The sequence below is a fragment of the Halopolyspora algeriensis genome (assembly GCF_003337235.1).
In the GTDB taxonomy this organism is placed as follows: Bacteria; Actinomycetota; Actinomycetes; order Mycobacteriales; family Pseudonocardiaceae; genus Haloactinomyces; species Haloactinomyces algeriensis.
In genome coordinates this window covers 65,725-78,119 of sequence record NZ_QPJC01000014.1, presented here as the reverse complement: position 1 = coordinate 78,119, position 12,395 = coordinate 65,725, and the positions used below count along the sequence as shown (strand labels likewise).

Here is a 12,395-nt window from a genome sequence, read left to right as displayed (position 1 = left end):
ACCCACCGGAGGGATTCGGCTCAGACCAGGCCGAGCTCCAGCATGGCATCGGCGACGCGGATGAATCCCGCGATGTTGGCTCCGGCGACGTAGTCACCCGGCATGCCGTACTCCTCGGCAGTGCTGTAGCACCGGGCGTGCACGTCGACCATGATCTCCCGCAGGCGCTTCTCGGTGAACTCGAAGCTCCAGCTGTCCCGGGAGGCGTTCTGCTGCATCTCCAGCGCCGAGGTGGCCACACCGCCGGCGTTGGCGGCCTTGCCCGGGCCGAACGCGATACCGGCGCTCTGGAAGACCCGCACACCCTCCGGCGTGGTGGGCATGTTCGCGCCCTCACCGACGGCGGTGCACCCGTTGGCCACCAGGGTCTCGGCGTCCTTGCCGGTGATCTCGTTCTGGGTGGCCGACGGCAGTGCCACCTCGCACGGGACCTCCCAGATGCGGCCCTTGTCCAGGAACTTCGCCTGGGGGCGACGCTCGGCGTAGACGCTGATGCGCTGGCGCTCGACTTCCTTGATCTGCTGCACCAGCTCGGTGTCGATGCCGTTCTCGTCGTAGATGTAGCCGCTGGAGTCCGAGCAGGCGACCACGGTGCCGCCGAGCTGGTGCACCTTCTCCATCGTGTAGATCGCGACGTTGCCCGAACCGGACACGACGACGCGCTTGCCCTCGAAGGAGGTGCCCCGCGCGGACAGCATCTCGTTGACGAAGAAGGCGCACCCGTAACCGGTGGCCTCGGTGCGGACGCGAGCCCCGCCGAAGGGAAGGTTCTTGCCGGTGAGCACACCGGACTCGTAGCGGTTGGTGATGCGCTTGTACTGGCCGAACAGATAACCGATCTCACGGCCGCTCACGCCGATGTCGCCTGCGGGCACGTCGGTGTACTCACCGAGGTGGCGGTGCAGTTCGGTCATGAAGCTCTGGCAGAACCGCATGATCTCGCGGTCGGAACGTCCCTTCGGATCGAAGTCCGCCCCGCCCTTGCCGCCGCCGATCGGCAATCCGGTCAGGGCGTTTTTGAAGACCTGCTCGAAGCCGAGGAACTTGACGATGCCCTGGTACACCGAGGGGTGGAAGCGCAGGCCTCCCTTGTACGGCCCGAGGGCGCTGTTGAACTCCACGCGGAACCCGCGGTTGATGTGCACCTCGCCGCGGTCGTCCTCCCAGGGGATGCGGAAGGTGATCTGGCGCTCCGGCTCGCAGATCCGCTCGATGATCTTGTTCTCGGCGTATTCCGGGTGCTTGGCCAGTACGGGTCCGACGCTTTCGAGAACCTCCCTGACCGCTTGGTGGAACTCGACTTCGCCCTGGTTGCGGTGAATCACGGCATCGTAGATCGGTTCCAGTCGTTCGTGTAGCAAGCGAGTGATCCTTCCCTGCGGGACAACTCCCTGCAGCTTCATGCTTCTGTGGCCGATACGCTACCCGTTCGCAGCGTGAGAGTTCTCATGGAACTCTGATTCCACCATGTGGATCTCGGTATGTGGTCAGTCCAGTGGCAGGTTCAGCAACGCGTTCTCGATCAGCTCGGGCATCGCCGGGTGGATCCAGTACTGGCCGCGCGCCATCGAGCGGGCATCGATTCCGAAATGCATCGCCTGGATCAGCGGCTGGAGCAGCGTCGGTGCCTGCGGTCCCATGATATGCGCGCCGAGCAGTCGGCCGGTGGCCGGATCGGCCAGCAGCTTGGCGAATCCGGTGGTGTCCTCCATGGCCCAGCCGTAGGCGATACCTGCGTAGTCCTGCATCGCGGTGACGTAGCGGGCCCCGCGTGCCTGAGCCTCCTGCTCGGTCATTCCGACGGAGGCGATCTGCGGCCCGGAGAACACCGCGTGTGGCACGAACCGGTGGTCGGTTTCGACCGGGGAGTCCGGGTGCAGCAGGTTGTGCTGCACGACACGCTCCTCGTGGTTGGCGACGTGTTTGAGCTCGTGCGTGCTGCTGATGTCGCCCAGGGCCCACACCCCCTCCACGGAGGTGCGCTGCAGAGCATCCACCTCGATCTTGCCGTTCTCGTCGGTGGCGATTCCCCCGGCACCGGCATCCACCAGGTCGGAGTTCGGCACCCGACCGGTGGCGATCAGCAGCTGTTCACCGTCCACGACCTCGGTGCCCTCCGGGCCGTCGAGATGCAGCCGGGTGAGCCCGCCGCGGCGTTCGACGCGGGTCTCCCGGCGATTGAGGCGCACATCCCACTGGTCCGCTGCGAGGCGGGTGAACCGCTGGGAGATGTCGATGTCCTCCGAACGCAGGACACAGTTGGAGCGGCCGATGAGGGTGACCTCGACGCCCAGGGAGGAGAACACGTGGGCGAACTCGGCGCCGATGAAGCCGGTCCCCATGATGATCAGTCGGTGGGGCAGCTCCTCGAGACGCATGATGGTGTCGCTGGTGTGGTAGCCGGCCGAGTCGAGGCCGGGAATGTCCGGGACGGCGGGGCGCCCTCCCGCGGCGACGACGAAGCGGTCGGCGGTGATGGTCTCGGTTCCGGAGGAGGTCGCCACGGTCAGCTGTTTGACTCCGGTGAACCGTCCGGTGCCCTCGTAGACCGTGACGTTGGGGTTGTCCTCGACCCGGTAGCGGCGGCCGCCGGCCGCGATCGGGTCGATCCGGCCGAAGATGCGGTCGCGGATCTCGCGCCAGCGCACGTCCCGACGTTCGAGCTCCACACCGAGTTTCGGGCCCGCATCGGGCGCACTGGCGACATCGGCGGTGTGCACGAACATCTTCGTCGGGATGCACCCCACGTTCAGGCAGGTGCCGCCGTAAGCGCCGTTGGGTCCGATGCCCTTCTCCACGATGGCGACGTTCCAGTCGTCGAAGCGCTCGTCGAGGATGCCGTTGCCGGAGCCGGTACCGATGATGACCAGGTCGAAGTGTCGCACGGGTCCATACTGCCTCAGGCGGGGTCGTCCACCCGTGATCGCCTCCCTGCTGCGCCCGGTGCTTCCCGTCGGGCGCAGCAGGGCCCGGGGACGGTCAGTGCGCGTAGGTCGGTGCGATGATCGCCCGCCCGGTGGCGTGGAAGGCCAGCATGAAGTTGACCACAGCCGGGCTGGCGGTGCTGTCCACACCCAGGTTCTCGCTGTCGACCCCCTGCACGGCGAAGTAGTACCGGTGCGGGCGGTCGCCGGACGGGGGTGCGGCACCGCCGAACGCCCGCTCGCCCATGTCGTTGGCCACGTGGAAGGAACCGCTCGGAATGCCGTGTCCGTCGCGGTTGCCCGCGTCCCGGGAAAGTTCGGTCACGCCGACGGGGATGTCGACGAGCACCCAGTGCCAGAATCCGCCCGGGATCGGCGCGTCAGGATCGAAGCAGGTGACCACGAAGCTCTTCGTGGTGTCCGGGAAACCGGACCAGCTCAGCTGCGGCGAGATGTTGTCGCCGCCTGCCCCCATGCCGTCGTAGGCGTGCGCCTGCGACATCGGTTGACCGTCGGTCACGTCGGTCGAGGTGACCGTGAAGGTGGGGAGTTCGGGCAGCAGGGAGTAGGGATCGGGGTCGACGGGACGCTCAAGGCTCATCGGGTCTCCTCCTCGGCTACGGATTCGTTGCCGGCCTGGTGATTGATCACCTTCCGCTCCACCTTAGCCACGGATGCCGCTGCGCGCGTGACATGGGCGGACGGTTCCGGTGCGCCGTGCTCGCCGGTCCGAGGTGGACTCGAGAAGCCCGGGAGCTCCCGCACGGGCTACCGTCCGGTCGGGGGAACGCACAGCGATGCGCACACGAGCCGCAGCGAGGAGGAGTCGGTGAAGATCCATGTCGGTCCGGTCGGGGCGCCCGAGCTGGAGGAGGCCGTGGTCGCCGCGGGCGGCGAGCTGAGCTCGTTGCGGGAGGCTTCGGCGCTGGTGTGGTACGGCGCGGGACCGGAACGCTTCGGCGAGTTCCACCACTCCGGCATCGAATGGGTGCAACTTCCGGCCGCGGGGATCGAACCGTGGCTGGAAGCCGGGGCGCTGGGTGGCGATGCGGTGTTCACCTCCGCGGCGGGCGCTTACGCCGAGACCGTCGCCGAGCACGCGTTGGCGCTGGTGCTGGCCGGGGCGCGCCAACTGCACACCGATGCGCGCGCGAGCAGCTGGCAGCGCCCGGAGGGCATCCGTACGGTGTTCGGCGCGACCGTCGGGATCATCGGGGCGGGCGGTATCGGCCGCTCGCTGATGCGGTTGTTGGAACCGTTCGGGGTGCGGGTGCTGGCCGTGAACCGCTCCGGGCGGCAGGTGCCCGGCGCGCAGCGCACGATCCGCGCCGACGATGCCGAGGGCGTCGGCGAGCTGCTGGGTTCCTGCGACCACGTGGTCATCGCCGCGCCCGCCACCGCGTCCACGGACAAGTTGATCGGTGCGGCCGAGCTGGAGCGGATGCAGTCGCACGCCTGGCTGGTCAACATCGCGCGCGGCTCTCTGGTGGACACCGACGCGCTGATCACGGCCCTGGCCGAGGGGTGGATCGCCGGGGCGGCGCTGGATGTCACCGATCCGGAGCCGTTGCCGGACGGGCATCCGCTGTTCGGTGAGCCGCGCGCGCTGATCTCGCCGCATTCGGCGAACCCGCAGCATCTGCTGTTGCCCGCGCTGGCCCGCCGTGTTCGCACGAACGTGGCGCGCTGTCTGGCGGGCGAACCCCTCGAAGGGGTGGTCGATCTCTCGGCGGGGTACTGAGGGAAGCCGCCGGGGCGGGAGGGTTTCCGACGTGCCTCAGGCGAGGTCGTCGAACTCGCCCGCCTTGACGCCCCGGATCCAGGCGTCCATCTCGGCGCGGGTGAACAGCACCGTGCCCGCCTCGGGAGCGTTGCTGTTGCGCACAGCGATCCGCCCATCGGCCAGCGGAGCCACTTCGACGCAGTTACCGCCGGATGTGCTGAAGCTGGACTTACGCCAAGCCGCTTTCGACAGATCGAACATGCTCGCTGCCTTTCTCGTGGTGCTCGTCCAGTATGGCAGCGATCAACCGGGCGGAGGCAGCCTCGTCGAGTGCCAGCGCTCGCACGTCCTCGAAGATGTTGACCATGGAAGCAACATCGCCCTCATCGTCGATCATGTAACCGCCCAGAGGACCGTCGAAGTAGCCCAGCGGAGGGTCGGTTTCCGGGTCGGCGAAGTGCAGCACGGTCAGATTGCTTGCCATTCCCGGGTGGGCTCCCACGCTCGCGGGCAGCACCTGGAGCGTGATGTTCTCCGCAGCGGCAACTTCGGCAAGGTGCCGGAGCTGGTCACACATGATCTTCGGTCCGCCGACGGCCGAGCGCAAAGCGGATTCGGAGACCACTGCGTGGAACCTCAACGGGAGCGGATCCGTCAGCCGTAGCTGACGTTGCATCCTTGCTTCAACCCACCTGTCGACATCGTCCGGTGCTGTCGTGTAAGGCCCCGCTACATGGATGGCTCGCGCGTATTCCCGGGTCTGCAGCAGGCCGGGAACGACAACAGGCTCGAATGCCGAGATCGCAACCGCGTCTTCTTCGAAGCTGACGAGCGGCCGTAGCCAGTCGGCGAGGCCGAAAACCGACCACTGGCCATGCCTTCGACCGGTCTCCGATCGGAGCTGTTCAAGACCTTTGCGCACCTCGGCGGGCGCCCGGAGCTCCGCCAACAAGCAGGCGAGGTCGGACTTGCTGATCTTCGTCTTGCCTCGTTCCCAGTTGACGAGGGTTGCGTGCGTACGGCCGATCGCCATGCCCACATCGGTCTGCGTTCGCTCGCTGAGTTCTCGAAGGCGCCGCAACTCCGCACCCAACCTGCGTAGTTGCGCTGACGAGCTGCTCATCTTCGTCCCTCCGGCGTCGACGAAGCCACCATACGCAAAAGTTTGACATAAAAGATCCAACACGATTGGGCGATGTAGATCTTTTATGTAAAAAACTAACCTGCAAGTTGTCATCGCCACGAGGCGTGCCGGAGGAAGGGGTCATCACGATGGCAGTGCAGGTCGAGTCCGAAGAGGGCGTTCCGGAGCCGGGACCGCTGTGCGACGAGCCGGAGTTCGCCGAGCTGATCGCGGGGATGGTGTCCGATGCGGCTCCCCGGGTGTTCGCGCTCGTCGCCGAGCGTGGGGAGCGTGTCGATGCCGCCGTCTTCGCGTGGGGGCTGTCCTTCGAGGACCATGCCGTGCTGGTCGGTCCCGGCAACAGTCACGGCCGGTTCCGCTCGGCCGAGAGCGCCCACCGCCTGCACACTCCCGCGTGGTCGAACTGCGCCTCGTCTGGGCGCCGTGACGGCGGGATTCGAGTAGCTGACGTCGTAGGCAAACAGTTTTGAAAAGCGCGAACCCGGGCTCCCGCTGTCCAGCGGGAGCCCGGGTTAACTTCCGGCTGAGTCCGCGGACCGCAGGCTGATCTCAGCGTAGCGGGCCGCTTGTGTGCATGGAAGGTGTTCGCCCGCGCATCCCGCCGACGTGGCGTCGATCTCCGGCCCCTGGGGCGCTGCGGGCGCCGGGTTAGGATGGCCGGGCCGGACGGCGGCGATGCGGAGGAACCCGGTGTGAATCCGGGGCGGTCGCGCCACTGTGACCGGGTAGCGGTCCCCACATGCCACGGCCCACCAGGGCCGGAAGGCGGGTGCACTGCGGCGACCCGGGAGTCAGGACACTCCGCTGATCGGGAAGCCGGCTCGACGCCGATCGAGCCGGGCGACCGTGGCCGCCACCCACCTCGACGCCGGGGCGCGTATCCCGGAGAGAGGACGACCGCCATGAGCGAGCCCGATTCCCCCCAGCAAGGCCCGGAAGCCTCCCGGCCGCGTGTGCTGCTGGTCTCCACTGCCGACACCGACCTCCTCGCGGCGAGGTCGTCCCATGCCGACTACCGCGTCGCCAACCCGAACCGCGTCGAAGCCGCCGACGTGCCCACGCTGGTCGAGGGCGTCGACGTCGCCGTGGTCCGGCTGCTGGGCGGTCGCCGCGCCTGGGAGGCCGGGCTCGACGCCCTGCTGACCTCGGGAATCCCCACGGTCGCGCTCGGTGGCGAGTCCACCCCGGACGCCGAGCTGATGGCGCTGTCCACAGTGCCCGCCGGGGTGACGACCCAGGCATTGTCGTACCTGGTCGAAGGCGGCCCGAACAACCTCGGTGAACTCGCCCGCTTCCTGTCCGACACCGTGCTGCTGACCGGCGAGGGGTTCGAGCCACCGGAGCGGACACCGGAATACGGCAGGCACGGATCCCGAGCCCACGACCCCGCCAAGCCGACCGTCGGCATCGTCTTCTACCGGGCGCACGCCCTGGCGGGCAACAGTGCCTTCGTGGACGTCCTCGCCGACGAGATCGAACGGGCAGGCGCCAACGCGCTGCCGGTGTTCTGCGGCTCACTGCGCGGATTGTCCGATACCGACGGGTTGCGCGGGCTGCTCGGCGAGTGCGACGCACTGATCGCCACGGTGCTGGCCGCCGGTGGCGCGGTGGCCGCCGATGCCAGCGCCGGTGGTGACGAGGATTCCTGGGACGCCGGTGCGCTGGCCGCGCTGGACATCCCGGTGCTGCAGGGCATGTGCCTGACCACGAGCAGGGCCGCCTGGGCCGACAGCGACGCGGCCCTGTCGCCGATGGACGCCGCGATGCAGGTCGCGGTGCCGGAGTTCGACGGCCGCTTGATCAGCGTGCCGTTCTCGTTCAAGGAAAGCGGCGAGGACGGTATCCCCGTCTACGTCGCCGACCCGGAACGCGCCCGGCGCGTGGCCGGCACCGCCGTGTCCCTGGCCCGGCTGCAGGGCGCGGACAACGCCGACAAGCGCCTGGGCATCGTGCTGTCGTCCTACCCGACGAAGCACTCCCGCGTCGGCAACGCGGTCGGCCTGGACACCCCCGCTTCGGCGGTCGACCTGCTGAGCGCGCTGGAGAGCGCCGGATACGACCTGGGCGGTCTCGACCTGTCCGACATGGACGGTGATCGGCTCATTCACCGGCTGATCGCGGCGGGTGGCCACGACGTCGAGTGGCTGTCCGAAGAGCAGATGGCCGATGCCGCCATCCGCGTGCCCACCACCCGCTACCGCGAGTGGTTCGACGCCCTGCCCGAGGCGCTGCGCGCGTCGATGACCGAGCACTGGGGTCCACCACCGGGTGGTCTCTACGTCGACGACGAGGGCGCGATCTACGTGGCCGCGCTGCGCTTCGGCAACGTGGTGCTGCTGATCCAGCCGCCGCGCGGGTTCGGGGAGAACCCGATCGCGATCTACCACGACCCCGATCTGCCGCCCTCGCACCAGTACCTCGCCGCCTACCGCTGGCTGGCCGAGGACTTCGGCGCCGACGCCGTGGTGCACCTCGGCAAGCACGGCACGCTGGAGTGGTTGCCGGGCAAGGGGCTCGGCCTGGCGGCCGACTGCGCCCCGGACGCGGTCCTGGGAGACCTGCCGCTGATCTATCCGTTCATCGTCAACGACCCCGGCGAGGGCACGCAGGCCAAGCGGCGCGGTCACTCGGTCGTGGTCGACCACATGATCCCGCCGATGGACCGGGCCGACACCTACGGCGACATCGCGAAGCTGGAACAGCTGCTCGACGAGTACGCCACCGTCTCCGACCTGGACCCGGAGAAGAAACCGACGCTGCGCAGCCAGATCTGGGAGCTGATCACCTCCGCGCAGCTGCACCACGACCTGGACCAGCCGGAACAGCCCGACGCGGACTCGTTCGACGACTTCGTGATGCACGTCGACGGCTACCTGTGCGAGATCAAGGACGTGCAGATCCGCGACGGCCTGCACATCCTCGGCCGCCCGCCGCAGGGCGAGGAACTCGTCAACGACGTGCTGGCGATCCTGCGTGCCCGGCAGGTCTTCGGCGGCACCGTGGGCGCCCTGCCCGGCCTGCGCTCGGCCCTGGCCGAGCACTTCGGTCTCGACGAGCAGGCGCTGCTGGCCGAACCCGGCGCCGCCGCCGAGGTCCCGAGAGCACTGACCAAGCTGGTCGAGGGGCCCTCGGCCTCGGCGTCGGATGCCGTGGACCTGCTGGAAGGGCTGGCACGCACGCTCGTCGGCGGACTCGCCGAGCGGGACTGGCGGGCCGATACGGCCCCGTTGGTGGTTGCCGAGGTCCTCGGCGAGCAGCAGGAGCAGGTGACCGGGGTGTTGCGCTTCGCCTGCACCGAGCTCGCACCGCGGCTGGCGCGCACCACCGACGAGATCGGCAACGTGGTGCACGCCCTCGACGGCGGGTTCGTGCCGTCGGGCCCGTCCGGCTCGCCGACACGAGGACTGGTGTCGGTGCTGCCGACCGGCCGGAACTTCTACTCGGTCGACCCCAAGGCCATCCCGTCGCGCAACTCCTTCGACGTCGGTGCCGCGCTGGCGGACTCACTGATCGCGCGCCACCGCCAGGACACCGGGGAGTACCCCGCTTCGGTAGGGCTGACGGTGTGGGGCACCTCGGCCATGCGCACCCAGGGCGACGACATCGCCGAGATCCTGTGGCTGCTCGGCTGCCGCCCGACCTGGGACGACGCCTCCCGGCGGGTGACCGGCTTCGAGATCGTCCCGGTCGACGAGCTCGGCCGCCCCCGCATCGACGTCGTGATGCGGATCTCCGGGTTCTTCCGCGACGCCTTCCCGCACGTGGTCTCGCTCGTCGACGACGCCGTGCAGGCGGTGGCCCGGCTCGACGAGTCCGACGCCGACAACCACGTCGCCGCGCACTACCGCGCGGATGTGGGTGAGCACGGTGACACGCGCCGCGCCTCGACCCGCATCTTCGGATCCCGTCCCGGCGCCTACGGTGCGGGGCTGCTGCCGCTGATCGACGCGCGCAACTGGCGCACCGACGCCGACCTCGCCGAGGTCTACGCCACCTGGGGCGGCTACGCCTACGGTCGCGGGCTCGACGGGCGCGAGGCGCGCACCGACATGGAATCGGCGTTCCGGCGCATCCAGGTCGCGGCGAAGAACGTCGACACCCGCGAGCACGACATCGCCGACTCCGACGACTACTTCCAGTATCACGGCGGCATGGTCGCCATGGTGCGGTCCCTGTCCGGCAACAACCCCGCGGCCTACGTCGGCGATTCGGCGGTGCCGCACGCGGTCAAGACCAGGACGCTGGGGGAGGAGACCAAGCGGGTCTTCCGGGCCCGCGTTGTCAACCCGAAGTGGATCGCGGCGATGCAGCGCCACGGCTACAAGGGCGCCTTCGAACTCGCGGCCACAGTGGACTACCTGTTCGGGTTCGACGCGACCGCGGGGGTCGTCGACGACTGGATGTACACCAAGCTCGCCGAGTCCTACGTGTTCGACGACGAGGTGCGGGACTTCCTGCGCCAGTCCAACCCGTGGGCCCTGCGCGGAATGACCGAACGGCTGCTGGAGGCCGCCGACCGTGGCCTGTGGGCCGAGCCGGAGCAGCAGACCCTCGACGACCTTCGCCGGACCTACCTCGAACTGGAAGGTGAACTCGAGGAGTAGGACGTATGAGAGTGCGCGTCGCTACCTGAGTCGGAGATCCCGGAGTCGAGGCGGCGCCTGAGGTTCCGCCACCGGCACCGCGATTCAAGTCAATTCGTGCACTCTCTTGTCACGCGGCGATGAGGCCGACGGAGATGGTGGCGAACGCCGCGGCACTGACCATGTCCAGCGAGTCCCGGAACCACCGGCGATGGAGCCTGGTGGCGATGCGGGAGGCGGCCAGCACGATGGTCGTCTCCCAGATCGCGGCCAGCACGAGGAAAACCGCACCGAGCATCACGAGTTGCAGCGCGGGCCGGGTGGACTCGCCGACGAACTGCGGCAGGAACGCCAGGCTGAACAGCAGCATCTTCGGGTTCGTGATGTTGCTCAGCAGCCCGCGCAGGTAGGGGTTCCCGTCCTCGTGCGGGGATTCGCCGCCGGTGAGGGTGCCACGGGCGGTTTCCCGCCGGGTCAGCCACAGGCCGCGCAGGATCGTCGCGGCGAGGTAGAGCAGGTAGGCCGCCCCGATCCACTTCAGGGCAGCCAGTACGGCCGGGTTCCGGGTGACCAGCGCACCGAGCCCGCAGATCACCGCGGTGACCTGGAGGAAGCTCGCGGTGTGGATGCCCGCCAGCGCGTACATCCCGGGCCGGATGCCGGACCGCAGCGAAGTGCGCAGCAGCAGGAACGCGTCGACACCCGGAGTGAGAATCACCACCGTGCTGGCGAGCACGAATGCCGGTAGGGCGGTGAAGTCCAGGAGCATGGCGTTCCTTCCTTCGCGAGTCGTCGGTGCTGTGTCGGTGGCCCGGCGAGGCGAGTCGCCCAGGAACGGCCGTATCCCGCCGGCTTCGATGACCGGATCGAGTGCAATGTGTCACTGACCCGGGTGAGGTCGGGGTTCCCGGCAGGCTGCCGGAGTGGGCCGCGCGAGAAACCAATCAGGATGGTGGCGGATCAACTTCGATGTTGGCCGCAATATTTCCCGCGGAAATCCATGGTAGCGAAAATTTTTGTTGTATGGCTGTGAGTTGCGCCTCGCCTTGTTTTCGTGCCCGGGTGACTACGGTGTGCCATCGGCAAGATCGAAGCAGCGGAGTCAGGGAGGCGCGGCGTGCGGCACGGCGGGGATCGGAACCGGTTTCCGGTACGAGGGCGCGGGCGGGCGCCGATGTGGACGGTGATCACCGCTGCCGTGCTGGCGCTGGCGTGGATGCCCTCGGGCAGTGCCGCACCGGCCGAGCCCGCGGAGAGTCCACGCGATGCGGCGGCCCGGGACCGAGGGGTTCGGCCCGGGGCCGTCCAGGCGCGGATCGTGGGAGGAACGCGCACCTCCACGGACCAAGCTCCGTGGATGGTGGCCCTGACCGACGAATTCGGCAGCCAGTTCTGTGGTGGAACTCTGGTACGCCCCACCAAGGTCGTGACCGCGGCGCACTGCACGACCGAGCCGGGGAGCACTCGGCCGCGCTCCCCGGAAGCACTGCGAGCGGTGCTGGGCCGCACCGACCTGCGTACCGGACAGGGCGTCGTCGCCGGGGTCGAGAAGGTGTGGCGGCCCCGGGCGTACTCGGGCTTCCTGCAGGGTGCGGACGTGGCCGTGCTCACGTTGAGCGCGCCGGTGCCGCAGCAGCCGCTGCCGATGGTCGGCGCCGGGGACACCGAGCCCTACCGAACGGGAACGCCGGGCAGGATCTACGGCTGGGGCCGTACCGGCGAGTGGGCTCCGCCGTCGAAGGTGCTGCGCTCGGTGGAGGTGCCGGTACTCGCCGATGCCGAATGTGCCGAGCCCTACGAGAACTTCGACGGTTCGACGATGTTCTGCGCCGGAGAGGCCGAGGTCGGGCAGGATGCCTGCGGCGGGGACTCCGGCGGTCCCTTCGTCGTGGACGGGCGTCTGGTCGGTGTGATCTCGTTCGGTTCGGGCTGTGCCCGTCCCGGATTCCCGGGCGTCTACACCCGCCTGTCCGCCTACGCCGCCGAGATGGCGCAGCACCTGTGACGGTGGCTGCTCCCCG

10 protein-coding genes and 1 riboswitch are annotated in these 12,395 nt (G+C 68.8%); of the genes, 4 read left to right on the top strand and 6 right to left on the bottom strand.

The genetic code is table 11. From position 1 onward, the window contains the following. Positions 1–20: 20 nt before the first annotated feature. From gdhA to DFQ14_RS18535, 3 genes are all read right to left on the bottom strand, one after another. A complete protein-coding gene (gdhA, locus tag DFQ14_RS18545; protein WP_114454584.1) occupies positions 21–1,403 on the bottom strand; it encodes an NADP-specific glutamate dehydrogenase in 1,383 nt (460 codons plus the stop codon). Between the two features lie 84 nt (positions 1,404–1,487). Continuing rightward, on the bottom strand, positions 1,488–2,885 hold the full coding sequence (locus tag DFQ14_RS18540) for a mycothione reductase (protein WP_114454583.1): 1,398 nt from the start codon (positions 2,883–2,885) through the stop codon (positions 1,488–1,490). A gap of 94 nt (positions 2,886–2,979) precedes the next feature. After that, positions 2,980–3,525, bottom strand: a complete 546-nt coding sequence (locus DFQ14_RS18535; protein WP_114454582.1) for a YbhB/YbcL family Raf kinase inhibitor-like protein — start codon at positions 3,523–3,525, stop codon at positions 2,980–2,982. 228 nt (positions 3,526–3,753) lie between these two features. Between DFQ14_RS18535 and DFQ14_RS18530 the strand changes: the two genes are divergently transcribed. Next, positions 3,754–4,665 carry a D-isomer specific 2-hydroxyacid dehydrogenase family protein gene (locus tag DFQ14_RS18530; protein ID WP_114454641.1) on the top strand — a complete coding sequence of 304 codons (912 nt, stop codon included), beginning with the start codon at positions 3,754–3,756 and terminating at the stop codon, positions 4,663–4,665. Positions 4,666–4,701: 36 nt separating this feature from the next. Here the strand turns inward: DFQ14_RS18530 and DFQ14_RS18525 are convergent, their stop codons facing one another. Together DFQ14_RS18525 and DFQ14_RS18520 are read right to left on the bottom strand one after the other, a co-directional pair. Continuing rightward, positions 4,702–4,908: a DUF397 domain-containing protein gene (locus DFQ14_RS18525; RefSeq protein ID WP_114454581.1), complete on the bottom strand. Its 207-nt coding sequence runs from the start codon at positions 4,906–4,908 to the stop codon at positions 4,702–4,704. Further along, positions 4,877–5,884 (bottom strand): helix-turn-helix domain-containing protein, encoded by a 1,008-nt coding sequence (locus DFQ14_RS18520; RefSeq protein ID WP_246195566.1) that lies wholly within the window; start codon positions 5,882–5,884, stop codon positions 4,877–4,879. Before DFQ14_RS18520 ends, DFQ14_RS18525 begins: the two co-directional genes overlap by 32 nt. Positions 5,885–5,919: 35 nt before the next feature. Here DFQ14_RS18520 and DFQ14_RS18515 point away from each other — a divergent pair, with 35 nt between their 5' ends. After that, complete coding sequence (locus DFQ14_RS18515) at positions 5,920–6,261, top strand: hypothetical protein (RefSeq protein ID WP_141921317.1); 342 nt, start codon at positions 5,920–5,922, stop codon at positions 6,259–6,261. 210 nt (positions 6,262–6,471) lie between these two features. Then, positions 6,472–6,593: riboswitch (cobalamin riboswitch) on the top strand. A gap of 100 nt (positions 6,594–6,693) precedes the next feature. After that, positions 6,694–10,395, top strand: coding sequence for a cobaltochelatase subunit CobN (cobN, locus tag DFQ14_RS18510; RefSeq protein ID WP_114454578.1), 3,702 nt, complete (start codon positions 6,694–6,696; stop codon positions 10,393–10,395). A 109-nt stretch (positions 10,396–10,504) separates the two neighbouring features. Here cobN and DFQ14_RS18505 read toward each other — a convergent pair whose 3' ends face one another. Then, complete coding sequence (locus DFQ14_RS18505; protein ID WP_114454577.1) at positions 10,505–11,143, bottom strand: LysE family translocator; 639 nt, start codon at positions 11,141–11,143, stop codon at positions 10,505–10,507. Between the two features lie 348 nt (positions 11,144–11,491). Here DFQ14_RS18505 and DFQ14_RS18500 point away from each other — a divergent pair, with 348 nt between their 5' ends. After that, positions 11,492–12,379 carry a S1 family peptidase gene (locus DFQ14_RS18500; protein ID WP_246195495.1) on the top strand — a complete coding sequence of 296 codons (888 nt, stop codon included), beginning with the start codon at positions 11,492–11,494 and terminating at the stop codon, positions 12,377–12,379. The last annotated feature ends 16 nt before the right edge of the window (positions 12,380–12,395 follow it).